The 26686-nt window shown below is 62.2% G+C and carries 23 protein-coding genes; 9 read left to right on the top strand and 14 right to left on the bottom strand.

Annotated elements, in window-relative coordinates; translation table 11 throughout:
• Position 1: 1 nt before the first annotated feature.
• The 7 genes from fdhF to AC097L_RS22640 form a co-directional block, all read right to left on the bottom strand.
• Positions 2-2872, bottom strand: a complete 2871-nt coding sequence (gene fdhF / locus AC097L_RS22610) for a formate dehydrogenase subunit alpha (protein WP_479588973.1) — start codon at positions 2870-2872, stop codon at positions 2-4.
• A 10-nt stretch (positions 2873-2882) separates the two neighbouring features.
• The gene (locus tag AC097L_RS22615) at positions 2883-4427 is read right to left on the bottom strand and encodes a formate dehydrogenase beta subunit (RefSeq protein ID WP_479588974.1); all 1545 of its coding nucleotides are present in this window, start codon (positions 4425-4427) and stop codon (positions 2883-2885) included.
• Positions 4424-4903: a formate dehydrogenase subunit gamma gene (locus AC097L_RS22620; protein ID WP_479588975.1), complete on the bottom strand. Its 480-nt coding sequence runs from the start codon at positions 4901-4903 to the stop codon at positions 4424-4426. Before AC097L_RS22620 ends, AC097L_RS22615 begins: the two co-directional genes overlap by 4 nt.
• A gap of 49 nt (positions 4904-4952) precedes the next feature.
• Positions 4953-6584 carry an OFA family MFS transporter gene (locus tag AC097L_RS22625; RefSeq protein WP_479588976.1) on the bottom strand — a complete coding sequence of 544 codons (1632 nt, stop codon included), beginning with the start codon at positions 6582-6584 and terminating at the stop codon, positions 4953-4955.
• Between the two features lie 255 nt (positions 6585-6839).
• On the bottom strand, positions 6840-7796 hold the full coding sequence (locus AC097L_RS22630; protein ID WP_479588977.1) for a LysR family transcriptional regulator: 957 nt from the start codon (positions 7794-7796) through the stop codon (positions 6840-6842).
• A 6-nt stretch (positions 7797-7802) separates the two neighbouring features.
• The gene (apbC, locus tag AC097L_RS22635; protein WP_479588978.1) at positions 7803-8894 is read right to left on the bottom strand and encodes an iron-sulfur cluster carrier protein ApbC; all 1092 of its coding nucleotides are present in this window, start codon (positions 8892-8894) and stop codon (positions 7803-7805) included.
• Positions 8895-8953: 59 nt separating this feature from the next.
• Positions 8954-9646, bottom strand: coding sequence for a Bax inhibitor-1/YccA family protein (locus AC097L_RS22640; RefSeq protein ID WP_479588979.1), 693 nt, complete (start codon positions 9644-9646; stop codon positions 8954-8956).
• 96 nt (positions 9647-9742) lie between these two features.
• On the opposite strand from AC097L_RS22640, the gene AC097L_RS22645 reads away from it, so the two are divergent.
• On the top strand, positions 9743-10627 hold the full coding sequence (locus AC097L_RS22645) for a LysR family transcriptional regulator (RefSeq protein WP_479588980.1): 885 nt from the start codon (positions 9743-9745) through the stop codon (positions 10625-10627).
• 37 nt (positions 10628-10664) lie between these two features.
• Here the strand turns inward: AC097L_RS22645 and AC097L_RS22650 are convergent, their stop codons facing one another.
• Complete coding sequence (locus tag AC097L_RS22650) at positions 10665-10964, bottom strand: DUF2917 domain-containing protein (RefSeq protein ID WP_479588981.1); 300 nt, start codon at positions 10962-10964, stop codon at positions 10665-10667.
• A gap of 134 nt (positions 10965-11098) precedes the next feature.
• Between AC097L_RS22650 and AC097L_RS22655 the strand changes: the two genes are divergently transcribed.
• From AC097L_RS22655 to AC097L_RS22690, 8 genes are all read left to right on the top strand, one after another.
• Positions 11099-12553, top strand: a complete 1455-nt coding sequence (locus AC097L_RS22655; RefSeq protein ID WP_479588982.1) for an aminotransferase-like domain-containing protein — start codon at positions 11099-11101, stop codon at positions 12551-12553.
• A 34-nt stretch (positions 12554-12587) separates the two neighbouring features.
• On the top strand, positions 12588-13802 hold the full coding sequence (locus tag AC097L_RS22660) for a patatin-like phospholipase family protein (protein ID WP_479588984.1): 1215 nt from the start codon (positions 12588-12590) through the stop codon (positions 13800-13802).
• 52 nt (positions 13803-13854) lie between these two features.
• Complete coding sequence (locus AC097L_RS22665) at positions 13855-14151, top strand: type II toxin-antitoxin system prevent-host-death family antitoxin (RefSeq protein WP_315186286.1); 297 nt, start codon at positions 13855-13857, stop codon at positions 14149-14151.
• Positions 14148-14555 carry a putative toxin-antitoxin system toxin component, PIN family gene (locus AC097L_RS22670; RefSeq protein WP_479588985.1) on the top strand — a complete coding sequence of 136 codons (408 nt, stop codon included), beginning with the start codon at positions 14148-14150 and terminating at the stop codon, positions 14553-14555. Before AC097L_RS22665 ends, AC097L_RS22670 begins: the two co-directional genes overlap by 4 nt.
• Positions 14552-16666, top strand: a complete 2115-nt coding sequence (gene metG / locus AC097L_RS22675) for a methionine--tRNA ligase (RefSeq protein ID WP_479588986.1) — start codon at positions 14552-14554, stop codon at positions 16664-16666. Before AC097L_RS22670 ends, metG begins: the two co-directional genes overlap by 4 nt.
• A 168-nt stretch (positions 16667-16834) precedes the next feature.
• The gene (locus AC097L_RS22680) at positions 16835-18481 is read left to right on the top strand and encodes a SulP family inorganic anion transporter (protein ID WP_479588987.1); all 1647 of its coding nucleotides are present in this window, start codon (positions 16835-16837) and stop codon (positions 18479-18481) included.
• Positions 18482-18578: 97 nt separating this feature from the next.
• Positions 18579-18785 carry a DUF3460 family protein gene (locus AC097L_RS22685; protein ID WP_479588989.1) on the top strand — a complete coding sequence of 69 codons (207 nt, stop codon included), beginning with the start codon at positions 18579-18581 and terminating at the stop codon, positions 18783-18785.
• A 67-nt stretch (positions 18786-18852) separates the two neighbouring features.
• Positions 18853-19677, top strand: coding sequence for a segregation and condensation protein A (locus AC097L_RS22690; protein WP_479588990.1), 825 nt, complete (start codon positions 18853-18855; stop codon positions 19675-19677).
• On the opposite strand, the gene AC097L_RS22695 is transcribed toward AC097L_RS22690, so the two are convergent.
• From AC097L_RS22695 to AC097L_RS22720, 6 genes are all read right to left on the bottom strand, one after another.
• Positions 19674-20543 carry a GNAT family N-acetyltransferase gene (locus AC097L_RS22695; RefSeq protein ID WP_479588991.1) on the bottom strand — a complete coding sequence of 290 codons (870 nt, stop codon included), beginning with the start codon at positions 20541-20543 and terminating at the stop codon, positions 19674-19676. The two genes, AC097L_RS22690 and AC097L_RS22695, sit on opposite strands and share 4 nt — an antisense overlap.
• 108 nt (positions 20544-20651) lie before the next feature.
• A complete protein-coding gene (gene glmM / locus AC097L_RS22700) occupies positions 20652-22007 on the bottom strand; it encodes a phosphoglucosamine mutase (RefSeq protein WP_479588992.1) in 1356 nt (451 codons plus the stop codon).
• Between the two features lie 87 nt (positions 22008-22094).
• Positions 22095-22967, bottom strand: coding sequence for a dihydropteroate synthase (folP, locus tag AC097L_RS22705; RefSeq protein WP_479588994.1), 873 nt, complete (start codon positions 22965-22967; stop codon positions 22095-22097).
• Positions 22968-23034: 67 nt separating this feature from the next.
• Complete coding sequence (gene ftsH, locus AC097L_RS22710) at positions 23035-24957, bottom strand: ATP-dependent zinc metalloprotease FtsH (RefSeq protein WP_479588996.1); 1923 nt, start codon at positions 24955-24957, stop codon at positions 23035-23037.
• A 107-nt stretch (positions 24958-25064) separates the two neighbouring features.
• Positions 25065-25784, bottom strand: a complete 720-nt coding sequence (locus tag AC097L_RS22715; protein ID WP_479588998.1) for an RlmE family RNA methyltransferase — start codon at positions 25782-25784, stop codon at positions 25065-25067.
• A gap of 10 nt (positions 25785-25794) precedes the next feature.
• Positions 25795-26334 (bottom strand): recombinase family protein, encoded by a 540-nt coding sequence (locus AC097L_RS22720; protein WP_479589000.1) that lies wholly within the window; start codon positions 26332-26334, stop codon positions 25795-25797.
• Between the last annotated feature and the right edge of the window lie 352 nt (positions 26335-26686).

Consider the following 26686-nt stretch of genomic DNA (forward strand, 5'->3'; position numbering starts at 1 on the left):
CTTACTTGATCGCGTCAGCCAGCACGGGGGCTTTGGAGGCGGCCTGCAGCAGGTCCAGCTGGTTCTGGTTGAACTGCGCATAAGACTTTTGCCATTCGGACGGCTGCACCACCGGCATTACCTGTACGGCAGTCACCTTGTACTCGGGGCAGTTGGTGGCCCAGTCGGAGTTGTCGGTGGTGATGACGTTAGCCCCCGATTCCGGGAAGTGGAAGGTGGTGTAGACCACGCCGGGCTGCATGCGCTCGGTAACCAGGGCGCGCAGCACCGTGTGGCCTGCGCGGCTCTCGATACCCACCCAGTCGTCGGCCTTGATGCCACGCTCCTGCGCGTCATGGGGGTGGATTTCCAGCCGGTCTTCGCTATGCCACTGGCTGTTTTCGGTGCGGCGGGTCTGCGCGCCCACGTTGTACTGCGACAGGATGCGCCCGGTGGTCAGCAGCAGCGGGAACTTACGGGTGACTTTTTCTTCGGTACCAACGTACTGGGTGATGATGAATTTGCCCTTGCCGCGCACAAATTTATCGCGGTGCATGGTCTCGGTACCCAGCTCGGCGGTGTCGTCGTTGCAAGGCCACTGCACGCTGCCGTGCTGGTCGATCTTGGCGTAGCTGACACCGTGGAAGGTGGGGGTCAGCGAGGCAATTTCGTCCATGATCTCGCGCGGGTGCTTGTAGGCCATGGGGTAGCCCAGGGCGTTGGCCAGCTTGACGGTGACTTCCCAGTCGGCCAGCCCGGCCTTGGGCGGCATGACCTTGCGCACGCGGGAGATGCGGCGCTCGGCGTTGGTGAAGGTGCCGTCTTTTTCCAGGAAGGACGAGCCGGGCAGGAACACGTGCGCGTACTTGGCGGTTTCGTTCAAAAAGATGTCTTGCACCACGATGCATTCCATGGCGCTGAGTGCCGCCACCACGTGCTGGGTGTTGGGGTCGGACTGCACAATGTCCTCACCTTCGCAGTACAGGCCCATGAAGCTGCCAGCCAACGCAGCCTCGAACATATTGGGGATGCGCAAGCCGGGTTCGGCCTGCAGCGACACGCCCCAGGCGGCCTCGAACTCGCCGCGCACGGTGGAGTCAGAGATATGGCGGTAGCCCGGCAGCTCGTGCGGGAACGAGCCCATGTCGCACGCGCCCTGCACGTTGTTTTGGCCGCGCAGCGGGTTCACGCCCACGCCTTCGCGGCCCACGTTGCCAGTGGCCATAGCCAGGTTGGCAATACCCATCACCATGGTGGAGCCCTGGGAGTGCTCGGTCACGCCCAGGCCGTAGTAAATAGCGGCATTGCCACCGGTGGCGTACATGCGGGCGGCAGCGCGCATGTCGGCGGCGGGCACGCCGGTAACTTGCTCCAGCGCTTCGGGCGAGTTCTCGAGTTTGGCCACAAAGTCGCGCCACTGCTGGAAGGACTTGTCGTCGCAGCGCTCGGCAATGTAGGCGCTGGCCAGCAGGCCCTCGGTCACCACCACGTGGGCCAGCGCAGAGATCACGGCCACGTTGGTGCCGGGCTTGAGCTTGAGGTGGTAGTCGGCCTGCACGTGGGGCGAACGCACCATGTCGATGGTGCGCGGGTCGATGATGATCAGCTTGGCGCCTTCGCGCAGACGCTTTTTCATGCGCGAGGCAAACACCGGATGGCCGTCGGTGGGGTTGGCACCGATGACCATGATCACATCGGCCTGCTCCACCGACTTGAAGGTCTGGGTACCCGCCGAGGTGCCAAAGGTCTGGCCCAGGCCGTAGCCGGTGGGCGAATGGCAAACCCGGGCGCAGGTGTCCACGTTGTTGTTGCCAAAGGCGGCGCGCACCAGCTTTTGCACCAAGTAGGTTTCTTCGTTGGTGCAACGCGACGAGGTGATGCCGCCGATGGAATCACGCCCGTGCTTGGCCTGGATGCGGCGGAACTCGCTGGCGGCGTAGCCAATGGCTTCGTCCCAACCCACCACCTGCCAGGGGTCGTTGATGCTCTTGCGGATCATCGGGGTGGTGATGCGGTCCTTGTGGGTGGCGTAGCCCCAGGCGAAGCGGCCTTTGACGCAGGAATGGCCGTCGTTGGCCTTGCCGTCTTTCCACGGCACCATGCGCACCACCTCATTGCCCTTCATTTCGGCTTTGAAGGCGCAGCCCACGCCGCAGTAGGCGCAGGTGGTGATCTTGCTGTGCTCGGGTTGGCCCATCATGATAACGGTCTTTTCCTGCAGCGTGGCAGTGGGGCAGGCTGAGACGCAGGCACCGCAGCTCACGCAGTCGGATTGCATGAACGGCTGGTCTTGTCCTGCCGACACGCGGGATTCAAAGCCCCTGCCCGAGATCGTCAGCGCAAACGTGCCCTGGGTTTCTTCGCAGGCGCGCACGCAGCGGTTGCAGACGATGCACTTGGAGGGGTCGTAGGTAAAGTACGGGTTGGATTCGTCTTTTTTGGCGTGCAGGTGGTTGGCGCCGTCCATGCCATAGCGCACTTCGCGCAGACCGGTCACGCCCGCCATGTCTTGCAATTCGCAGTCGCCGTTGGCGGCGCAGGTCAGGCAGTCGAGCGGGTGGTCAGAGATGTACAGCTCCATCACGCCCTTGCGCAGCTCTTGCAGCTTGGGGGTTTGGGTGCGTACTTTCATGCCCGATTCAACCAGCGTGGTGCACGAAGCCGGGTAGCCCTTGCGGCCCTCTACCTCGACCAGGCACAGGCGGCAGGAGCCAAACGGCTCCAGGCTGTCGGTAGCGCAGAGCTTGGGCACGTTGATGCCCGCGTCCACCGCCGCCCGCATCAGCGAAGTGCCCGCAGGCACGGTGACGGACTCGCCGTCGATCTCCAGCGTGACCTCTTGGGCGGAAGTGCGCAGAGGGGTGCCGAAGTCAATTTCTGTATGGTTGTGCATGTTGCTCTCCTTAGGCTGCCAACTGCGTGGGGGCAGCCAGGCCGAAATCTTGCGGGTAATGGTTCAGTGCCGACAGCACCGGGAACGGGGTCATGCCGCCCATGGCGCACAACGAGCCGTGGACCATGGTGTCGCACAGGTCGCGCAACAGCTTGACCTGCTGGGGCCGGTTTTCGCCGTTGCTGATGCGGTCGATCACTTCCACGCCGCGGGTGGAGCCGATGCGGCAGGGCGTGCACTTACCGCAGGACTCGATGGCACAGAATTCCATGGCGTAGCGGGCCAGCCGTGCCATGTCGGCCGTGTCGTCGTGCACCACGATGCCGCCGTGGCCCACCACCGCGCCTACGACCGCATAGGCCTCGTAGTCCAGCGGAATGTCCCACTGCGATTCGGGCACGTACGCGCCCAGCGGCCCGCCCACCTGCACCGCCTTGATCGGGCGGCCACTGGCCGAGCCACCGCCAAAGTCGTACATCAGCTCGCGCAGGGTCACGCCAAAGGCTTTTTCGATCAGCCCACCATATTTGATATTACCCGCCAGTTGGATCGGCAGGGTACCGCGTGAACGGCCCACGCCAAAGTCGCGGTAGTGCGTCGCACCGCGCGCCAGAATGGTGGGCACGGATGCGAGCGTGATCACGTTGTTGATCACCGTGGGCTTGCCAAACAGGCCGCTGAGTGCGGGCAGCGGCGGCTTGGCGCGCACGATGCCGCGTTTGCCCTCCAAGCTCTCCAGCATGGCGGTTTCTTCACCGCACACATAGGACCCGGCGGCCATGCGTACCTGCAGATGAAAGCTGTGCACGCTGCCCAGCAGTTTATCGCCCAAAAAGCCTGCAGCGGTCGCCAACGCGATCGCACTGCGCAGGGCGGCCACAGCATACGGGTATTCGGAACGGACGTAGATGTAGCCCTGCGTAGCCCCGGTGGCTACCGCGGCAATCGCCATGCCCTCGATGAGCATGAAGGGGTCGCCCTCCATGGTCATGCGGTCTGAATAGGTGCCCGAATCGCCCTCGTCGGCGTTGCAGACGATGTACTTTTGCGCGGCCTGGGCCGCGGCCACAGTTTTCCATTTGATGCCCGCCGGAAAGGCGGCGCCGCCCCGGCCCCGCAGGCCCGAATCCAGCACCTGCTGCACCACCTCGGCGGGCGTGAGTTGCAAGGCTTTGCGCAAACCGGCAAAGCCTTCATGCGCCTCGTAATCGGCCAGGGACAAGGGCCGGGTGATGCCCATGCGGGCGAAGGTCAGGCGTTCCTGCTTTTGCAGGTAGGGCATGTCTTCCGGGCGGCCCAGGTGCAGCGGATGGCTGGGAGCCCAGGCGGCATCGAACAGGCTGGCCACGTCTTCCTCGGCAACGGGGCCAAAGGCGATGCGGCCTGCCGGCGTGACCACCTCGACCAGCGGCTCCAGCCAGAACAGGCCACGCGAGCTGTTGCGGCGCAGCTCGATCGCCAGGCCGCGCCGGTCGGCCTCGGCCTGGATGGCCAGGGCCACTTCGTCGGCACCCACGGCCAGCGAGGCCGAATCACAGGGGATGTAAATGATCATGCTGCACTCCGGGCCTGGGCGACCAGGCGGTCAAATTTGGGGATGCTCATGCGCGCATGCGGCTTGGCATCCATCACCATGGCCGGGGACGAGGAACACAGGCCCAGGCAGTACACCGGCTCCAGCGTCACCACGCCGTCGGCCGTTGTGCCGGGGTGGTCGCCGCTCAACCCCAGGCGCACGCAGGCGTGGGCCCAGAGCTGCTCGGCCCCCATGGACTGACAAGCCTCGGCCCGGCAGATCTGCACTACGTGCTGGCCCGCAGGCTCCGAGCGAAAGTGGTGGTAGTAAGTAACCACGCCATGCACCTCGGCGGTGGACAGGTTCAGTGCCTTGGCGATGCTGGGTACCGCGCTGTCGGGGATGTAGCCCAGCCTGTCTTGCACGGCGTGCAGGATGGGCATGAGTGCGCCGGGCAGGTGCTGGTGGGCAGCCACTGCCGTTGCAATGGTCTGGAGGGTGTCGTCAGGTGTCATGGTGGGGCTAACTTATGGTGGCGCTGGGCGCTCTTTTCTTGTTGCAATATCAGTGGAAAAACTTGGCCACGCTGAGCAACGTGCGGTAGATGCCCCAGGCCAGGGGAATTCCCACCGCCAGCCACGCCAGCGCCACGAAAGCCGGATTGACGGCAGCGCGGCTACCGGTGCCACTGGCGTGCAGCTCGGAACCGGCAGCTTTTTCGTGCGCCAGACGTTTTTCTACGGCGAGTTCGGTATCGCTCATAAAGTGCTTGTCGGCCACCGGACGGATCAGTAGGTTACACACCAGGCCCACCGCCAGCATGCCCATCAGGATGTACATGGTCTGGTTATAAACCTGTTCGCGCGGCAAGCCTAGGCCCAGCTGGTATTCCCGCATGTAATTCACCACCACCGGGCCCAGCACACCGGCGGTGGCCCAGGCGGTCAGCAGCCGGCCATGGATGGCACCCACCATCTGCGTGCCAAATAGGTCGGCCAGGTAGGCGGGCACGGTGGCAAAACCGCCGCCGTACATGCTTAGAATCACGCACAGGGCGCCCACAAACAGCACGATGCTGCCCGCCGCGGCGCTGCCGGGCACGCTGAAGTACATGGCACCGCCCAGCACGAAAAAGACCACGTATGTGATCTTACGGCCCAGCTTGTCGGACAAACTGGCCCACACAAAGCGACCACCGATGTTGAACAGACTGAGCAGCGCGGTGAAGCCTGCCGCCACGGTGGCAATCGCTGCCAGCTGGGTTTTGTCGAGTTCGCCGTACTTTTGCGTCAGGCCAATCAGCGAGCCGCCAAACACCTCTTGCAGCATGGGCGAGGCCATGCCGATCACGCCGATACCGGCGCTGACGTTCATGCACAGCACCATCCAAACCAGCCAAAACTGCGGAATGCCCCAGACCTTGCTGACGTGCACGTGGCGCTGGGTGATCATGGTGTTGCTGGCGCTGGGTGTGGGCGGGGTCCAACCGGCAGGTTTCCAGCCGGTTTCGGGTACGCGGTAGCCCAGGGCACCGGCCATCATGAAGACAAAATACACCAGCGCCATGGCGATGAAGGTTTGCATCACGCCCACGTTGGTGACACTAGCGAAATGCTTCATCAGGTCCGCTGCCAGCGGGCTGCCGATCATGGCGCCGCCGCCAAAGCCCATGATGGCCATGCCGGTGGCCATGCCGCGCCGGTCAGGGAACCACTTGATCAGCGTGGACACCGGCGAGATGTAGCCCAGCCCCAGGCCGATGCCGCCGATCACGCCCGAGCCCAGCAGCATCAGCCAGAACTGGTGTAGGTGGATGCCCAGGGCCGAAATCAGCATGCCGCCGCACCAGCACAACGCGGCCACCACACCGGCCTTGCGCGGACCGGCGCGTTCCAGCCAGCCGCCCCACAGCGCTGCCGACGAACCCAGCAGCACGAAAAACAGGGTGTACATCCAGCCCAGAGTAGAAATCTTCCAGTCGCAGTGGGTGACGAACAGTTCCTGAAAGAAGCCAATTTCGGGTCCACATTTAATACTTTCCTTGATCCCTAGCGCTTTGGACAAAGGCAGCCAGAAGACCGAAAAACCATAGGCCATGCCGATACACAGATGGATGGCCAGCGCTGCAGGGGGTACCAGCCAGCGGTTAAAACCAGGGCCTGCAATAGTGCCCTCTTTGTCCAAGAAACCTGCCATGTGTTGTGTCTCCTTTTTATTGACCGAAATCGCCGAAGTGTTTCACTGTGTAACACGAGTGTTTTACAGGCCACGACGTGTTAGGTCCAATGGAATCTCTACATGGGGTGATTCAAAGTGCGAATGCTGCAGCGCAGCGGTACGGCGAAAACCCGGATATTTCAGATTTTTTAGGCATTAAATCGCCGCCTAGCCTATATTTAATATACATAATTTGCTATTATTTTTGAATATAAAAATAATAGCAAATCCGGCTTACAGCGGCCACGCCCCGGCCAGTTGCCCGCTGTGGGCGCTAACGTGGCGCAACCAGTCGGGCGATTCGGCCAGCGCCAGGGCGGCCTGCATGGCGCGCGAAGGGCGCACAGCAGCCGGGGCCATAAAGCCGATGGGGGTGCGCACTTCGGGTGCGACCAGCGGCAGCGCCTCCAATTCGCGGTAGGTCAGCACGGCCCCCAGCAGGCCACCGGGCAGCACGCTACACACGCTGCCATCCACCACGCTAAGCACCAGCGAAAAGATGGAATTGGTCTCGATGGCGGGCACCATCTGGATGCCTGCGGCGGTAAAGGCCGCGTCCATGATGGTCCGGTTGTGCATCTCGGGGGTCAGCAGGCACAGTGGCAGATCGGCCAGCGTCTGCCACGGCACAGGGTTTCGCATCTGCAGGCCGTCCGGGTGCGGCTGTGCAGCACGGCGCACCAGAAAATAAAACTCGTCGTACTGCGGCCAGGCCTGCAGCTTGACGGCGCGCTGGTGCATGCGGTCGGTGTAGCCCAGGGCCAGGTCCAGCGACAGATCTTCCAGCCGCGTCTCTAGTTCCAGCGAGCTCAGCGACAGCACCACCGGCTGGATGCCCGGATGGCGGGCCTGCAGCATGGCTGCAAACCGCGACAGAATGGGCACCGCTGTGGGAATCGCGCCCATGCGCAGGCGGCCTCGGGGGTAACTGGCATCGCTTTTCAGAGCCTGCTGCAACACCTCGTGTTCGTGCAGCATGCGGTGCGCGGTGAGTAGCACCTGCTCGCCTTCGGGGGTCAGACCCTCGTAGGTACGGCCCCGGCGCACGATGACGACGCCAAATTCGTCCTCCAGCGCCTTGAGCGCATTGGACAGTGCAGGCTGGGTGATGTGGCAGGCCTGGGCCGCGCGGCCAAAGTGCTTGTGCTCATGCAGCGCCGAGAAGTAGCGCATGGCGGCCATGAGGTTCATAGCGACTTATGTATCTTTGCTGATAGAAATCGTTGGAAATTTGCTGGAGAAATCCTTGTTCTTCCCCGCAATCGATACCGCAACCTGGCGGGCAATGGCCTTGTACAGGACGGCAATTTCGCCGTCCGGCTCGGCCACCACCGTGGGCTGGCCGCCGTCAGCCTGCACGCGTATCTGCATGTTCAGCGGCAGCGCGCCCAGATAGTCCATGCCGTATTCGGCCGCCATCTTCTTGCCGCCATCGGCTCCAAAGATGTGCTCCACGTGGCCGCAATTGCTACACACGTGCACGGCCATGTTTTCCACGATGCCCAAAATCGGCACGCCAACCTTTTCAAACATCTTGATGCCTTTGCGCGCATCCAGCAGGGCAATGTCTTGCGGCGTGGTGACGATGACTGCGCCGGTCATGGGCACGCGCTGGCTCAGCGTGAGCTGGATGTCGCCGGTGCCGGGCGGCATATCGACGACCAGGTAGTCCAGGTCTTTCCAGTTGGTTTGGCGCAGCAACTGCTCCAGCGCCTGGGTGGCCATGGGGCCACGCCAGACCATGGCCTGGTCCTGGTCTACCAAGAAACCGATCGACATGGCCTGCACGCCGTGGTTCTGCATGGGTTCCATGTTCTTGCCATCCAGGCTCTCAGGCTTGCCTTGGATGCCCAGCATCATAGGCAGACTGGGGCCGTAAATGTCGGCATCCAGCAGGCCCACACGGGCACCTTCTGCGGCCAGCGCCAGCGCCAGGTTCACGGCGGTGGTGCTCTTGCCCACGCCGCCCTTGCCCGAGGCCACGGCCACGATGTTTTTCACACCGGGCAGGAGCTGTACGCCACGCTGCACGGCGTGGGCGGAGATTTTGGTGGTGATGTTCACGCTGACCTGGCCCACGCCGGGCAGGGCCTGCACGGCGGCCACCAACGCGGCTTGCAGGGTTGCGTGCTGGCTTTGGGCAGGGTAGCCCAGTTCGATGCCGAATGACACATCGGCCCCCTGCACGCTCAGGCCGCGCAGGGCTTTGGTGGATACGAAATCGGTGCCGGTGTTGGGATCGACGACGCTTTTGACCGCGTCCAGCACCTGCTGTTCTGAAAAAGGCATGCATAACTCCTATGGGGCGCGTAGTCTATGCCCAAACCTACGCGCCCCACCCTGTAGGCTTATTCGTTGCTGCCGCCGATACCGAACAAGCTCAACAGGCTGGTGAACAGGTTAAAGATCGACAAATACAGGCCCACCGTGGCCATCACGTAGTTGGTTTCACCGCCGTTGACGATACGGCTGGTATCCATCAAGATCAAACCGGCCGACAGCAAGGCCACCATGGCAGACACGGCCAGACTCAGCGCGGGGATCTCCATGAACACGGCGGCCAGACCGGCCAGAATCGCGATCACCATCCCGGCAAACAAAAAGCCCGCCATGAAGCTGAAGTCGCGCTTGGACGTGACCGCCCAGGCCGACAAAGCCAAAAAGGTTGCGCCCGTGGCGGCCAGCGCCAGCATCACCACCTGCGCACCGCCGGGCATGGACAGCGAACGCGCCACGATGGGGCCCAGCGTGTAGCCCATGAAGCCGGTGAAGGCAAACACGGCGGGAATTGCCCAGCCGCTGTTTTTGAGTTTGTGTACGGCAAACAGCAGACCAAACATACCCACCAGCATCACCACCAGGCCAGGGGCCGGGGCTTGCAGAACGATACCCGCCGTGGCCACGGCGGCGCTGAACAACAGCGTCATCGACAGCAGCGCATAAGTGTTGCGCAGCACGCGGTGGGCGGCGGTGGGCAGTGTGCTTGGTGCCTGGGTGATCAGCGTGGGGTCCGGGCGACCGGAGGGGAAAATATGTTCCATGGTTTACTCCTGAGTGAACGATGTAGTGACCATACGCGCGCAGCCACTTCTTAAAAAGCAGAGAATCGTGAAGTATTCATCCCTTAAAAGTTGACAATGACCGAAGCCTTCAGCTACCGCCACCTGCATTATTTCTGGGTCGTTGCCCGCGAGGGCGGCATGGCCCGCGCCGCCGACCGATTAGGGATGGCGGTGCAAACCGTGAGCACCCAGGTGCGCGAACTGGAACGCTCGCTGGGCGTGACCCTGCTCAAACCGGTGGGGCGCGGCCTGGTGCTGACCGAAGCCGGGGTGGCCGCCATGCGCCAGGCCGACCTGATATTCCAACTGGGCGAAGAACTGCCCAGCGTGGTGCACGATGCCATCAGCGCGCCGTCAGTGCGGCTGGCGGTGGGTATTTCCGAAGGCCTGCCCAAGCTGGTGGTGCGCCGCCTGCTGCAGCCGGTGATGCCCGAGCCGCATCTGCGCCTGCTGTGCCACGAAGACGAGTTCGACGACCTGCTGGGCGACCTCGCCCTGCACCGGCTGGACGTGGTGCTGGCCGACCGCCCAGCGGCCGCCAACCCCAACATCAAGGTCTACAGCCACCCGCTGGGCACCTCGGCCATGGCCTGGTACGCACCCGCGCCCTGGGTGGAGGCGGCGCAAAAAGACTTTCCCCGCAGCCTGGCCGCCGTACCAGTGCTGTTGCCCACCACCCACGCGGCGGTTCGCCCGCGCATCGACCAGTGGTTTGAGCGCATGGGTGTCAAGCCACACATCGTAGGCGAATTTGAAGACAGCGCCCTGCTGGTGACCTTTGGGGCCGGGGGCATGGGCGCATTCCCCGCCGCCGAATGGGTACACGAAGAGCTGACCACCCGCTTCGGCGTCCAGCGCATCGGCCCCTGCGACGGGGTGGAAGAACGCTTTTATGCGATTGGCACTGAGAAAAAGGTGCAGCACCCGCTGGTGCAGCGCTTGCTGCCCAGCAAACCCTAGGGCAACGCTGAACAAGTCCCTCGCGGTCTGCGTCGCCTCAGGCCGCACCGAGGGCCCCGGCCATGTTGGGCACCGTTCGCACCAGCTGGATGCGCGGGGCACGGCGCACCGCAGTAGGCTGCGCAATCTGAAAATCCACCGACGGCTCGGCACTCAGCCGTACGCTGACCGCCTGCGGCGCAGTCCAGCTGCCATGGGTCTGCAGCCACACGTCTTCGCTGCGGCCATCCTGGGTCAACCACAGGCGGCCGGTGCTGACGCGCAGCACCGCACCGGTGGGCAAACGCAGCGCCACCACGTCGGGTGTGCGCAGTTCGAAATGTTCAATTCTGACCATTGCCGTCTCCTGAAAAACCCCCACCGCGGCTTGCGGTGGAGAGGTATTCACTGTAGTCTCACCACCTGTACAGTACCAATACAGTAGATCGAATAGATGCCACCACTGGCCTGCTCCATTCTCCAATACAGTCCATGCCCACTGTCACGATCACTACAGACCAAAGCGCTACCTTGGGCGCGCAGACCACGCTGGTAGACCAACTGGTGCAGTGGGCCGAGCAGCGCATCCAGCAGCAAGTGTTTCGCCCCGGCATGCGCATGCCCTCGGTGCGGGAGTTGGCGCAAGAGCGCGGGGTGTCGCGCTTTACCGTGGTGGCTGCCTACGAGCGGCTGGTGGCGCGCGGGCACCTGCTGGCGCGGCGGGGGGCGGGCTTTTTTGTGCGCGAAGCTGCGCTCCCGGCCAGCACCCGTGCCAAATCCTCCACGGCGCGCGCCAAACCGCAGCAGCCCATCAATATGGGCTGGATGGTGCGCAACATGACCAGCGGCATCCCGGCACACCTGTCGCCGGGTTCGGGCTATCTGCCGCCCGACCTGTGCGGTGGCGACCTGCTCAAGCTGGGCCTGAGGGCGCTGGCCAACCACAGCACCAGCCAGCAGCTGGCACAAGGGGCTTCGGCCCAGGGCTACGCGCCGCTGCGGGCACAAATCCAGCGCACGCTGGCCGAGCGGGATATCGAGGCCCATCCGTCGCAAATCCTCACTACCACAGGCGCAGTCCAGGCCATCGACCTGGTTTTTCGCATGGTGCTGCACCCGGGCGACACTGTGCTGGTGGGCGAGCCTGGCTGGTGCAACCCGCTGTTGTGGCTGCGCGGGGTAGAGGTGGTGGGCGTGCCCTATACCCCGCAAGGGCTGGATGTGCAGGCCCTGACCGCGCTGGTAGAACAGTACAAACCCAAGCTGATCTTCCTCAACCCCGTACTGCACAACCCCACTGGTACGCTGCTGAGCGCCGCCGCGGCCTACCAAATTCTGCGGCTGGCCGAAGCCCACGACTTCCTGGTCATCGAAGATGATATCTATTCCGACTTTCTGCCCCAGAGCATGGCTGTCACGCGGTTGGCCAGCCTGGACCAACTGCGCCGGGTGATCTACGTGAACAGCTATTCCAAGATGCTTGCGCCCAATATCCGCGTGGGTTACCTGGCGGGCCCGGCCGAGCTGGTGGACGCCCTGACCACCTACAAGCTGCTGACCGCACTGACCACCCCCGAGATCAACGAACGCATCGTCTACAAGGCCCTGACCGAGGGCAGCTACCGCAAGCACTGCCAGCGCGTACACGCCACCCTGGACAGCCTGCGCGAGCCCGCCTTCAAACGCATGCAAGACCTGGGGCTACAGGCTTTTTGCCAACCGCAGGCCGGTTTTCTGGGCTGGTTTAACACAGGGGTAGACACCAACCACCTGGCCGCCCTGGGGCTGGACGCGGGCTACCTGCTGCGCCCGGGTGCGCTGTTTTCGATACGGCAAACCCCCAGCCCCTGGATGGGCATCAACATCGCCACCAGCCAGGACCCCGGCATGCTGGCCTGGCTGGCCACCACCCTGGAACAATTGCGCCAGCGTGGTGAAAAGCCCTAGTGTGGTGCTGGGCGCTCGCATCCATCATCCCTCTATGCCACCATCTCTCGCCCTCACCGGCCTATTGCTCACCGGCGGCGGGGCCCGCGCCGCCTACCAGGTGGGCGTGCTCGAAGCCATTGCCGACCTGCGCCTGGCCAGCGGTGCAGGCAGCACGGGCAACCCCTTTCCCATCATCACCGGCACCTCGGCGGGTGCGTTGAACGCCGCGGCACTGGCCTGCGGAGCAGACGATTTCGATGCATCGGTGCGGCGCATCGTGGGCGTGTGGCAAAACATGGAGGCCGGGCAGGTCTACCGTACCGACCCGATTGGCGTAATGCGTAGCGGCGCGCGTTGGCTGACCCTGCTGTCGGTCGGCTGGATGCTGGCCAAATGGCGCAAGGTACAGCCCCGTTCCCTGCTGGACAACCGCCCGCTGCGCGAGTTGCTGGCGAACATGGTGCCGCTGGAGCGCCTGCCCAGCCTCATCCACCAGGGCCATGTGCATGCGCTGGCGGTCACTGCATCCAGCTACAGCTCGGGCGAACATCTCACATTCTTCCAGGGTAGCGACGCATTGCAGCCCTGGGTACGGTCGCAGCGCCAGGGCCTGCGCGACCGGCTTAGCCTGGAGCACCTGCTGGCCTCGTCTGCCATCCCCTTCGTCTTCCCGGCCATGCCACTGCCCATGCAGGGCCCTACCGAACATGTCGAGTACTTTGGCGACGGCTCCATGCGCCAGTCGGCCCCGGTTGCTGCTGCTATCCATTTGGGAGCTGAAAAGATATTGGTGATCGGCGCTGGACGCATGCACGAGCCCAAAGGTGAAGCCCCCACGCTGGCCAACGACAGCTATCCCTCGCTGGCGCAGATTGCCGGTCACGCCCTGTCCAACATCTTTCTGGACGCGTTGGCGGTGGACGTGGAACGGGTACGCCGCATCAACACCACGCTGGCGCTGATACCGCCCGAGTTCCGCCACAACAGCCCGCTGCGTCCCATCGAGCTGCTGCTGATCGCACCGTCGCAGCGCATTGATGCCATCGCCGCCCGCCACGCACACAACCTGCCGCCCACCATCCGCACCATGCTCGGCGGCCTGGGCTCTGCGCCGCAAACCGATGCCGCCAAAGGCTCGGCACTGGCCAGTTACCTGCTGTTCGAGACAGGTTTCACCCGCGAGTTGATGGCCTTGGGCTATGCCGATGCGCAAGCGCAAAGCGCCGAGGTGTGCCGGTTCTTTGGCTGGGCCGACGCTCCACAGTGACCACCCCAATTGGGTCAATTGATAGAATTACCCCAACTGTAGGAGTCTGACCATGCAACGCGAAGCCACCGCCATGACCGTGCGCCAAAATCTGGGCGAGCTGCTCAACGAGGTGCAGTACCGGCACGACAGCATCGTCATCACCAAAGCGGGTAAGCCCGTGGCGGCGATGGTCGATATGGATACCTACGAGCGCATGCGGCGCAAGGACAGCGGCGAGTTCGAACGGCTGTGGGCTGAATTTGCCAAAGGGTTCGAAGACCTGACGGAAGACGAAGCGCAGGCCCTGGCCGATGAGGCCGTGGCCGAGGCCCGCGCCGAACGGGCCGCCCGCCTCAAAGCCGCATGAACATCGCCATCGACACCAACTTGGTGGTGTCATCGACCTTCAAACTGGACACCACCCCCGCCAAACTGCTCGCCGCCTGGCGCATGAAGCGCTTTACCTGGGTAACCTGCCCATGGCAACTGGATGAGCTGGCAGATGCCCTGGTGCGCCCCCACGTGTTGGCACGCTCGGCAGGGGGCCTGGCCGCCGCACAGAACCTGTTGCAGGCCCTGCGCAGCAACGCCACCTCGGTGGCCTTGCGTGAACTCTGGCCCGGCGTGTGCCGCGACCCGGATGACGACTTCTTATTTGCCTTGTACGACCAGGGGCACGTCAATACCATCGTCTCTGGCGACAAAGACGTGCTGGCCCTGCGCCCCCGCTACCCCGTGCTGACCGCACGCGAATTGATCGAACGACTATGACTTCCCCGCAAACCTCCCCCCGCCAACTCTTCGTCACCACCGCCCTGCCCTACGCCAACGGCAATTTCCACATCGGCCACATCATGGAATACATCCAGGCCGACATCTGGGTGAGGTTCCAACGCATGCAGGGCAACGCCGTGAACTTCGTCGGGGCCGACGACACGCACGGCGCGCCCATCATGATTGCAGCCGAAAAGGCCGGCATCACGCCCCAGCAGTTCGTGGCCAACATCGCCGCCGGGCGCAAGCCGTATCTGGAAGGCTTCCACATCGCCTTCGACAACTGGCACAGCACCGACGCTCCCGAAAACCACGCTCTGGCGCAGCAGATTTACCGCGACCTGAAGGCCAACGGCCTGATCTCCAGCAAGGTGATCGAGCAGTTCTTCGACCCCGCCAAGAACATGTTTTTGCCCGACCGCTTCATCAAAGGCGAGTGCCCCAAGTGCCACGCCAAGGACCAGTACGGCGACAACTGCGAAGTCTGCGGCTCGGTCTACGCCCCCACCGACCTGATCAACCCCACCTCCACCCTGTCCGGGGCTACGCCCGAGCTGAAAAGCTCCGAGCACCTGTTCTTCCAGCTGTCCGACCCGCGCTGCGTGGAATTTCTGGAAGAGTGGACCCAAGGAAATGACGAAAATGGAAAACCCCGCCTGCAGCCCGAGGTGGCCAACAAGGTCAAGGAATGGTTCAGCGTGCGCACCAATCCGGACGGCAGCACCAGCGAAGGCCTGGGCGATTGGGACATCAGCCGCGACGCGCCCTACTTCGGCATCGAGATCCCCGACGCACCCGGCAAATACTTTTACGTGTGGCTGGACGCACCCGTGGGCTACCTGGCCTCGCTGAAAAACCTGCTGGACCAGCGCGGCGAAGATTTCGAGGCCTACATGGCCCAGCCCGCACTGGAGCAGTACCACTTCATCGGCAAGGATATCGTCACTTTTCACACCCTGTTCTGGCCCGCGATGCTGAAGTTCAGCGGTCGCAAAACACCGGATTCGATCTTTGTACACGGCTTTTTGACCGTCAACAACGGCGAAAAAATGAGCAAGAGCCGTGGCACCGGCCTGGACCCGCTGAAGTACCTGGGCCTAGGCATGAACCCCGAATGGCTGCGTTACTACATCGCCGCCAAGCTCTCGGCCCGCAACGAAGACATTGATTTCAACGCCGACGACTTCATGGCCCGGGTGAACAGCGACTTGATCGGCAAGTACGTGAATATCGCTAGCCGCGCGGCCGGCTTCCTGGCTAAGCGCTTTTCCGGAAAATTAAGTACTTTATCGGCCTCTAGTGCACATCTTATAAGCGCTATTAGCTCTCAAAAAGAGAGCATTTCCAGTTTGTACGAGCAGCGTGAATACGCCAAGGCCCTGCGCGAAACCATGCTGCTGACCGACCGCGTGAACGCCTACGTGGACGCCAACAAGCCCTGGGAGCTGGCCAAGCTCGAAGGTGCCGACGAGCGCCTGCAAGACGTGTGCAGCACCTGCATCGAAGCCTTCCGCCTGCTGACCGTCTACCTCAAGCCCGTGCTGCCCGCCCTGGCGGCGCAGGTAGAAGCGTTCTTGCACGTCGCCCCCCTGGGCTTTGCCGATGCCGACACCCTGCTGGGTGCAGGCCACACCATCGGCGACTACAAGCACCTGATGCAGCGCGTGGACATCAAGCAGCTTGATGCATTGTTTGAGGCCCCGACCCAGGCAGAACCAGCACAAGCAGCTACAGAAACTGTAGTACCGGGCGGCGAAGTCATCGCACCCGCCATCACCATCGACGACTTCGCCAAGATCGACCTGCGCATCGCCAAGATCCTGAATTGCGAGCCGGTGGAAAACTCCACCAAGCTGCTGCGCCTGACGCTGGACGTGGGCGAGGGTTCTACCCGTAACGTGTTCAGCGGCATCGCCGCACACTACCAGCCAGACCAACTTATAGGCAAACTCACCGTCATGGTGGCCAACCTCGCCCCGCGCAAGATGAAATTCGGCCTCAGCGAAGGCATGGTGCTGGCCGCCAGCCACGCCGACGAAAAGGCCCAGCCGGGCATCTACGTGCTGGAGCCTTTCCCCGGCGCACAACCCGGCATGCGCATAGGATAACCGCTCAACCCCAGGCTACAGCGCAAGCGCTTTTCGCCAACCCCCTTGCAGGGGGCAACACCAGCAGCCTGGCATAGCCAGTTCTGCGGTGTTTCTGGAAGGCTTGTTTACCTCGATGCGTGGAACCTGGGACATTGTTAATCTCAAGCCTTCACCGGCCTAACTCTTATGTCCCTCGCCCGCTTCCACCCCCGCCTGATCGATGCCCTGCGAGGCTACAACCGGGAGAGGTTGGGCAAGGATGTGGGCTCGGGCATGACGGTGGGCATCGTCGCCCTGCCGCTGGCCATGGCGTTTGCGATTGCCAGCGGCCTCAAGCCCGAGGCCGGGCTGTGGACGGCCATCATCGCCGGGTTCATCATCTCGGCGCTAGGCGGCACTACGGCGCAGATCGGCGGCCCGGCGGGAGCCTTCATCGTCATCGTCTACGGCATCGTCGAACGCTATGGCGTGGCGAATCTGCTGATATCCACCGCCTGCGCGGGCGTGCTGCTGTTTGCGCTGGGCCTGTTCAAGCTGGGCACGTTGGTGCGCTACGTGCCGGTGAGCATCGTGATTGGCTTTACCAACGGCATCGCGGTGCTGATTGCGCTGTCGCAGGTGAAAGACCTGCTGGGGCTGGAGATTGCCCACATGCCGGGCGACTTCTTCTCGCAGATCAAGACCATCGTGGGCCACATCCATACGCTGAACTTCTTTGCGTTGGCGCTGGGGGCTGTGTGCGTGCTGGGGCTGTTTGTATGGCCACGCGTGTTTGTGCAGGGCTCGCCGCTGATCCGCCTGCTGGAAGGGCGTACGGTGCGCACCTTTGCCCGGGTGCCCGGGCCTATCGTGGCGCTGGTCACGCTGTCGCTGCTGGCCTGGGCCTTGGGCCTGCCAGTGCAGACGCTGGGCACCAAATTTGGCAGCATTCCCAGCGGCCTGCCGGTGTTTGAACTGCCCGAATTCACCTGGGACACGGTGCGCCTGCTTGTCACGCCCACGCTGACCATTGCCCTGCTGGGCGCGGTGGAGTCGCTGCTGTGCGCCCGGGTGGCCGACCAGCTCGCCAGCGACCCGCACCACCTGAAGCACGACCCTAACCAGGAACTGATGGCCCAGGGTGTGGCGAATTTTGTGGTGGCGTTCTTCGGCGGCATGCCCGCCACCGGCACGATTGCGCGTACCGTGACCAACATCCGCTCCGGGGCCACCTCGCCTATCGCCGGTATCGTGCACGCCCTGGTGCTGGCCGCCGTGGTGCTGGTGGCGGCACCGCTGGCGCTGTACATCCCGCTGGCGGTGTTGGCGGGCATCTTGCTGTTTGTGGCCTGGAACATGGGCGAATGGCACGAGTTTGTGCGGCTCAAGCAGTTCAGCAACCACTACCGCATGCTGTTGCTGGGCACGTTTTTCCTCACCGTGGTGTTCGACCTGACCGTGGCGGTAGAGGTGGGCATGCTGCTGGCCTGCGCCTTCTTCATCCGCCGCATGAGCACGCTATTCCATGTGGATGCGGTGGCCGAAGGCGACGGCGCGCTGGTCTACAAGCTGTACGGCGCGCTGTTCTTTGGGGCCGTGGCCAAGATAGACCCCATCGTGCAGGCCGTGGAAAGCCGCCACCAGGGCACCCGCGTGGTACTGGACGCCTCGCAGCTCATCTCGCTCGATGCCAGTGGGCTGGACGCGCTGGAGCAGTTGTTCAAGGCCATCGTGCACCGGGGCGGCCAGCTCTATATCAACGACCTGAACGACCAGCCCCGGAGGCTGATGGAGCGATCCGGCTTTGCGGGCCGGCTCAAAGACTTTCAGACCAGCGCAGCCGCTACGCTTTGAAAGCCGAGGTAGGGGGCGCTGGCTTGTGCGAACCCAGCAGTCTTTTTCAACCCACCCGGCAGCGCCCTTAAAATCCAGCCAACTACAAGGTTCGTCTATGTCCATCTTCGCCCGCCCCCACTACACATCCGAAGCCACCCAGTTCATCGAGCAACTGAAAGAAAAGCGGCCCACACTTGAAGCCGAGCAGTTGGCTGGCCGCGCCCTGCTGTGGGAGCCCAAGGTAGACCGCAGCGCCCAGGAAGAGTATCGCGAAGGCCGCGTCTCGCAGAACCCCTACGTTTACCAGACCAATAATAAATAAGTAGTCAAATTGGCAGTTAGCGCATATTACACCTGCACAAGCAGCTATTACTTAAATAGCAAACGCCGTGGTTGAAGCGCTAGCAACTCCAGACACGCTGGACCCGGTGGCACGGGCCCGCCTGTATGGCGAACCGATGTTCGCCATGCCGGTGGATTTGTACATCCCACCCGACGCGCTGGAGGTGTTTCTCGACGCTTTCGAAGGCCCGTTGGATCTGCTGCTGTACCTGATACGGCGGCAAAACTTCAACATCCTCGACATCCCCATGGCAGCCCTGACGCGCCAATACCTGGTGTACGTAAACGAGATCCGCAGCCGCAACCTGGAGCTGGCGGCCGACTACCTGCTGATGGCGGCCATGCTGATCGAGATCAAGTCGCGCATGCTGCTGCCGCCCAAAAAGGTAGCTGAGGGCGAGGAAGCCGAAGACCCGCGCGCCGCCCTGGTGCGCCGCCTGCTGGAGTACGAGCAGATCAAACTGGCGGCGGCCCACCTCAACGCCCTGCCTCAGTTTGGCCGCGACTTTCTCAAGGCCCAGGTATTCATTGAGCAGGCGCTGCAGCCGCGGCTGCCGGAGGTGCACGTGGCCGACCTGCAAGAGGCCTGGCGCGACATCTTGCGCCGCGCCAAACTCATCCAGCACCACACCATCACCCGCGAAGAGCTGTCGGTGCGGGAGCACATGAGCTACCTGCTCAAAACCCTGCAAGGCCGCAAGTTTGTGGAGTTTGAAGAGCTGTTCGATGCCGCCAAGGGCATGTCGGTGCTGGTGGTGACCTTCATCGCCCTGCTGGAGCTGGCCAAGGAGACGCTGGTAGAGATCGTGCAGGCCGAAGCCTTTGCACCGATCTACGTACGCTTGGCGTACTCGCCCGTCTCGGTGGCCTAACCAGCGAAGTGCTTGCGGTAGCGCGCAGGCAGGTCGGCAATGCGCAGCAACATCGGCAGATCGGCTGTATTGAAATCCGGATCCCACGCAGGCGCACCCAGCACCTTGGCGCCCAGGCGCAGGTAGCCCTTGATCAGGGCCGGTGGCTCGATGGCCAGCGTGCTGTCGAACTGTTCGATGGGCAGCGGCAGGCGGGGCTGTACGTGGTATTCGATCGGAGCCATGTGGGTTTTTTGCAACTGGTGCCAGATGCTGGCCGCCGCGTCGCCACCCACCACGCCGTTGTGCAGCATGGGGATGCTGGCGCAGCCGACCATGGTGTCGAGCTGGTTGCGCTGCATGAACTCGGCCAGCGCGCCCCACAGGGCCAGAATCACGCCGCCGTGGCGGTGGTCGGCGTGCACGCAGCTACGGCCCAGCTCCACCATGCGGCTGCGCAGGTTGCGCAGCCGCACCAGATCGAATTCGGTGTCGCTGTAGGTACTGCCCACGCGCTTGGCCTGCACCGGCGTCAGCACCCGGTAGGTGCCGATCACGGCATTGCTGGCCACGTCGCGCACCAGCAGGTGCTCGCAAAAATCATCAAACAAATCCACATCGTGCCCGGGCAGCTTGGTGGACAGGCGTGCGCCCATTTCCACCGCAAACACCTGGTAGCGAAGCCGCTGGGCCTCGCGAATTTCGTCCTGGTGCCGCGCCCAAGACACGGCTATCCCGGCGGCAGGCGGGGCCTCTACACGGGGGCTGGCTATAGCCACCCGCTCATCGCGCCGATGCAGCGCCCCGCGCAGCATGGAGGCCGGATTAAATGCCGACACCAGAGAAATAGGCGACAGCGCGAAGGTGGGGGTGGGCAGTTCTTTCATGGACTTCTCCTGTGTGTTGGAGAGAGTCTGAAAGCAGGGTGTGACGCAGGTGTGTAAGTTGCGTGGCGGCTGTGTGACACACCCCGCCACGCCCTCTTTAGGCGCGGATTACCGCAGCGTAGCCGCAATCCGCTCCGCACAAGCCTGCGCCTGCGCCGCATCCCGTGCCTCGACCATCACGCGGACCAGGGGCTCGGTGCCGCTGGCGCGGATCAGCACGCGGCCATTGTTGCCGAGTTCGGCTTCGGCGGCTTTGGTGGCCAGGGGGAGATGGGTGTTGGCTTTCCAGTCCTGGCCAGGCTGGAGACGCACGTTGATCAGGGTTTGCGGGAACAGGGTCAGGTCGGCCAACAATTCGGCCAAGGTTTGACCGCTACGCACGCAGGCTTGCAGGACTTGCAGGGCACTGACCAGACCGTCGCCGGTAGTGTGCTTGTCCAGCGCCAGCAGGTGGCCGGAACCTTCGCCGCCCAGCAGCCAGCCACGCTTTTCCAGCTCTTCCAGCACGTAGCGGTCGCCCACTTTGGCGCGAACCAGTTCCACGCCCTTGTCTTTCAGCGCCAGCTCGACGGCCATATTGGTCATCAGCGTGCCGACCACGCCGGGCACGGCATCGGCCGCGCGCTTGCTGGCATTTTTACCTCCGCGCGACAGGCGTTCCTTGACCATCAGGTACAGGATTTCATCGCCGTTGAACAGGCGGCCATCGGCATCGACCATTTGCAGGCGGTCGGCATCGCCGTCCAGCGCCACGCCGAAGTCGGCACGGTGGGCTTTGACGGCATCGACCAGGGCCTGGGGATGGGTGGCACCGACTTTTTCGTTGATGTTGATGCCATCGGGCGCGCAACCGATGGCGATCACTTCCGCACCCAGCTCGTGGAAAACCTTGGGCGCGATCTGGTAGGCCGCGCCATGGGCACCATCGACCACGATGCGCACGCCTTTGAGCGTGAGGGCGTTGGGGAAGGTGCTTTTGCAAAATTCGATGTACCGGCCAGACGCGTCTTCCAGACGTCGGGTCTTGCCGAGAGAGGCGGAATCGGCCCAGACGGGAGGTGTTTCCAGCGCGGCTTCTACCGCCAGCTCCCAGGCATCGGGCAGCTTGGCACCTTCGGCACTGAAGAACTTGATGCCGTTGTCAGGGTACGGGTTGTGGCTGGCGCTGATGACTACGCCCAGACTGGCGCGCTGCGCACGGGTCAGGTAAGCCACACCCGGCGTAGGTAAGGGGCCGAGCAGCACCACGTCCACGCCGGCGGAGTTGAAGCCGGATTCCAGCGCACTTTCCAGCATGTACCCAGAGATACGGGTGTCTTTGCCGATCAGCACCGTGGGCCGGGCTTCGGTTTGCTTGAGCACGCGACCAACCGCATGGGCCAGGCGCAGAACGAAATCGGGGGTAATGGGGTGCTTGCCTACGGTGCCGCGGATGCCATCGGTGCCGAAATATTGACGGGACATTGTTTTCCTTTTTATGTGTATGCAGACCAAGCAGCATCTGTTGGCGGAGCCGAGGGGATTGTGCGGGCGATTAGACCGCAATGGGTTCTACTTTGGCGGTATTGTCAGGTCGGATACGCGCGCCGCAGCCCACACCTTCAGAGCTTGCGCAGTGGCGGCCACATCATGGACCCGCACTACGCGCGCACCGCGCTCCACGGCCAGCAAGGCCGCGGCCACGCTGGGCACCAGGCGCTCGGTAGGGCCAAGAGGAATATCGGCCATACCCGCCAGCGATGACTTGCGCGACCAGCCCACCAGCAGCGGGTAACCCATAGCCAGCAGCGCCTGCTGGCGTGCCAGCATGGCGAAGTTTTGGGCCACGGTTTTGCCAAAGCCAATACCAGGGTCCAGCACGATACGAGCCTTTTCTATGCCTCGCGCAAATAGCGCCTGCGCATGCTGCTCTAAAAATAATAGCACCTGAGCAACCACGTCGCCTTGCATGGGTTCGGCCTGCATGGTTTGAGGCTCGCGGTGCATGTGCATCAGGCACACGCCGCAGGACGGGTGCTGCGCCACTACATCGGTGGCGACCAGCGGATGGGCCGGGTCGACCCAACGCAGGGCCCAGATGTCGTTGAGGATGTCCACACCGGCATCCAGCGCGGCCTGCATGACCTGGGGCTTGTAGGTGTCCACCGAAATCGGCACGCCCAGCGTGGTGGCAGCCCGCAATACCGGTAGCAGACGGACAAGTTCCTCCTCCACCGGCACCGGCTGGGCACCGGGGCGGGTGGATTCCGCACCGATATCCAGGATATGGGCCCCGTCACGCAGCAACTGCTCGCAATGCGCCAAGGCGGCCGAGGTGCTGGCGTGCTGCCCACCGTCTGAAAAGGAGTCGGGGGTCGCATTGACGATGCCCATCACCTGGGGCTGGGCTAGGTCGATGCGAAAGCGGGTGGTTTGCCAGAGCATGGGAGTTGCGAAATTATCAGAAATAGAAACGGGGCCACAAAGGCCCCGTTATCGACATCACGAACGCTTAAGCAGCAGTAGGTGCAGGTTCTACCGCCACCACAGGTGCGCCGCCGCTGCCACCGTTGCTGCCGCCACCGGTGGGCGTGCGGGGTGTCCAGTCTTTCGGTGGCCGGGGCTCACGCCCAGCCATGATGTCGTCAATCTGCTCCATATCGATGGTTTCCCATTCGAGCAGGGCCTTGGCCATGGCGTGCATCTTGTCGCTGTTGTCTTCGATCAACTTGCGCGCCAGGGAGTACTGCTGGTCAATGATGCGGCGCACTTCACTGTCGACCTTTTGCATGGTCTGCTCGCTCATGTTGGTGGTCTTGGTGACCGAGCGGCCCAAGAACACTTCGCCTTCGTTTTCGGCGTAAACCATGGGGCCCAGCGCATCGGTCATACCGTAGCGGGTAACCATGTCGCGTGCGATGGAGGTAGCGCGCTCAAAGTCATTGCTGGCACCAGTGGTCATCTGGTTCATGAAGACTTCTTCGGCGATCCGGCCACCGAATAGCATGCTGATCTGGCTCAACATGTATTCGCTGTCGTAGCTGTAGCGGTCTTGGGCGGGCAGGCTCATAGTCACACCCAGGGCGCGGCCACGGGGAATTACGGTGACCTTGTGCACCGGGTCGCACTTGGGCAGCAGCTTGCCGATCAGGGCGTGGCCAGACTCGTGGTAGGCCGTGTTGCGGCGCTCTTCCTCGGGCATGACCATGCTCTTGCGCTCGGGGCCCATCAGGATCTTGTCCTTGGCCTTCTCGAAGTCTTGCATTTCCACCACGCGAGCACTGCGGCGGGCCGCCATTAGCGCGGCTTCATTGCACAGGTTGGCCAGATCGGCACCGGACATGCCAGGCGTGCCACGGGCAATCACGTTGGGATTCACATCCTGGCTGACCGGAATCTTGCGCATGTGAACGACCAGAATCTGCTCACGGCCGCGGATATCGGGCAGCGTGACATAGACCTGGCGGTCAAAGCGACCGGGGCGCAGCAAGGCCGCGTCCAGGATGTCGGGGCGGTTGGTGGCAGCCACCACGATCACGCCCAGGTTGGTTTCGAAGCCGTCCATCTCGACCAACATCTGGTTCAGGGTTTGTTCGCGCTCGTCGTTACCACCACCCAGACCGGCACCGCGTTGGCGGCCAACGGCATCAATTTCATCGATAAAGATGATGCAGGGTGCGTTCTTTTTGGCGTTTTCGAACATATCGCGGACCCGGGCTGCGCCCACACCAACAAACATTTCCACGAAATCAGACCCGCTGATACTGAAGAAAGGTACTTTGGCTTCGCCAGCAATACTCTTGGCTAGCAGGGTTTTACCGGTGCCTGGAGGGCCCACCAGCAGCAGCCCACGGGGAATGCGGCCACCGAGCTTCTGGAACTTGGCCGGGTCTTTCAGGAAATCAACGACTTCCTTGACCTCTTCCTTGGCTTCGTCGCAACCGGCCACGTCGGCAAAGGTGACGACGTTATTGTTTTCGTCCATCATGCGGGCTTTGCTCTTACCGAAGCTGAAAGCCCCGCCCTTGCCGCCGCCCTGCATCTGGCGCATGAAGTACACCCACACGCCAATCAACAGCAGCATCGGCCCCCAGCTGACCAACAGGGTCATGAGCAGGGAACCTTCTTCGCGGGGTTTGACATCGAACTTGATGTTGTTGGCGATCAGATCGCCAACCAGACCACGGTCAAGGTAGGTGGCATTGGTGCGTATACGACGATCGTCTGTGGTGGTGGCAACGATCTCCGTACCGCCCTGGCCTTCCTGGATGGTGACGGATTTGACGCGTTTACTGCGTACCTCGTCCAAAAAGTCCGAATAGCCCACATAACCAGAACTCACACCCGCGCGGGTGTCGAACTGTTTGAAAACCGTGAATAGCACCATCGCAATGACGAGCCAGACGGCAATTTTGGAAAACCACGGATTTTTCAAGCAACGCTCCGGTAGGAAAGACTTCAACGTAAGTGCGTACTATTTTAGGCGTTTCAAGTGCACATACGGCAATTCTTGACTATGGCGGCCATAGCGGCAACAAGGGTTTAGGGCGTGCCCTGGCTATTTTCAGGCTCTATTTGTGCGGGTTTGGGTGCATTTTTCAAGCCCACGCCAACCAAAAAAGTTTCGGTCGATTTGTCACGCGACGCTTTGGGCTTGATGGGTTTGACCAGGTGGAAGGTCTGCTTAAACAGCTTCACCAGCGGGTCGTAGGCCCCGCCGTGGAACAATTTCACCACCAGCGCACCCTGCGGCTTTAAATGGCCATGGCAAAAATCCACCGCCAGCTCGACCAGGCCCTCAATGCGCGCGGCATCGGCGGCGTGGATGCCCGACAGGTTGGGGGCCATGTCCGACAGGATCACGTCGGCCAGCCGCCCGTCCATGGCCTGGGTCAATTTGCCCAACATCTCATCTTCGCGGAAATCGCCATGGAAGAACACCACGCCCTCCACCGGCTCCATAGGCAGCAGGTCGATAGCAATGATGCTGCCATTGAGCGCACCCACCGCCGCACCACCGCCCGCCGCCGTTTTGGGCGACAGCTTGCGCCGCACGTATTGGCACCAGGCCCCGGGGGTGGAGCCCAGATCAACCACCAGGTGGCCGGGCTTGATGAGGTGGAAAGTCTCGTCAATCTCCTTCAATTTATAGGCCGCGCGGGCCCGGTAGCCCTCGCGTTTGGCCAACACGACATAGGGGTCGTTGACATGGTCGTTCAACCACGCCTTGTTGACTTTTTTACTTTGTGTTTTTACTTTCATCCTGGCATTTTCACAGGTACTGCTTCAAAACCGGGTACAGCCCGGTATTTTTTCGCCCAAGCTGCTCATCAAGGATACGCCTAACAACCATATAAGAAACGCCAAATTGCTTTGCAATATGAGACTTTCTGCACCCAACATCTACAAGACGTAAAACCTCTAACTCTTGAACAGCATTTAAAATTTTTGGCCTTCCAAAAGTCTGACCTCTTTTGATAGCAGCCACCTGACCATCTACCACCCGTTGACGGATAATTTTGTGCTCCAACTGCGCTACTGCTCCTAATATTTGAAGCATGAACATACCGAGCGGTGTTGTTGTATCTAATGGCTCAGTGAGCGAACGTATGGACGCACCACTAATATGTATACGCTCCAAAATCGTAAGCAAGTCCTTTAGGGACCTTGCAAACCGATCAATCTTGTAAACCACCAGAATATCACCCGTTTTCACAGCCTCTAAAGCGTTCTGTAACTCCTGCCGTGTTCCTATAGAACTAGCTTTTTCCTCAAAAATTTTGTCTACGCCCGCACGGCGAAGCGCATCCATTTGTAGATGTGTCTCCTGATGATTTGTAGACACACGTGCATACCCTATAAGCATTAAACACTCCCTTTATTGAGTTGAAATTGTGCGCAAAACTTTAAAATTCTGAATAACGCAAAAGCACCGGAATACCTGCTTTTTAGGATGCGGATGGACGCTGCTTATGGATGGGCGTTTGTGCTACGCGCCATGCTTGCGTGCTGCCCGTCGGGGCGTTCGCGTCACACTTGATGGACACGGTTTACGTTGGCGCTTCGCTGCCATGTACGACCGGCTACACCTGCACGGTGTAGGTGCTGCGGGAATGTTGGGCTACCAGACGGAGAGATTCGGCTGGCGGTAAGGTTCGGGCCAG

Source organism: Rhodoferax sp. RT5P35 (assembly GCF_056521385.1).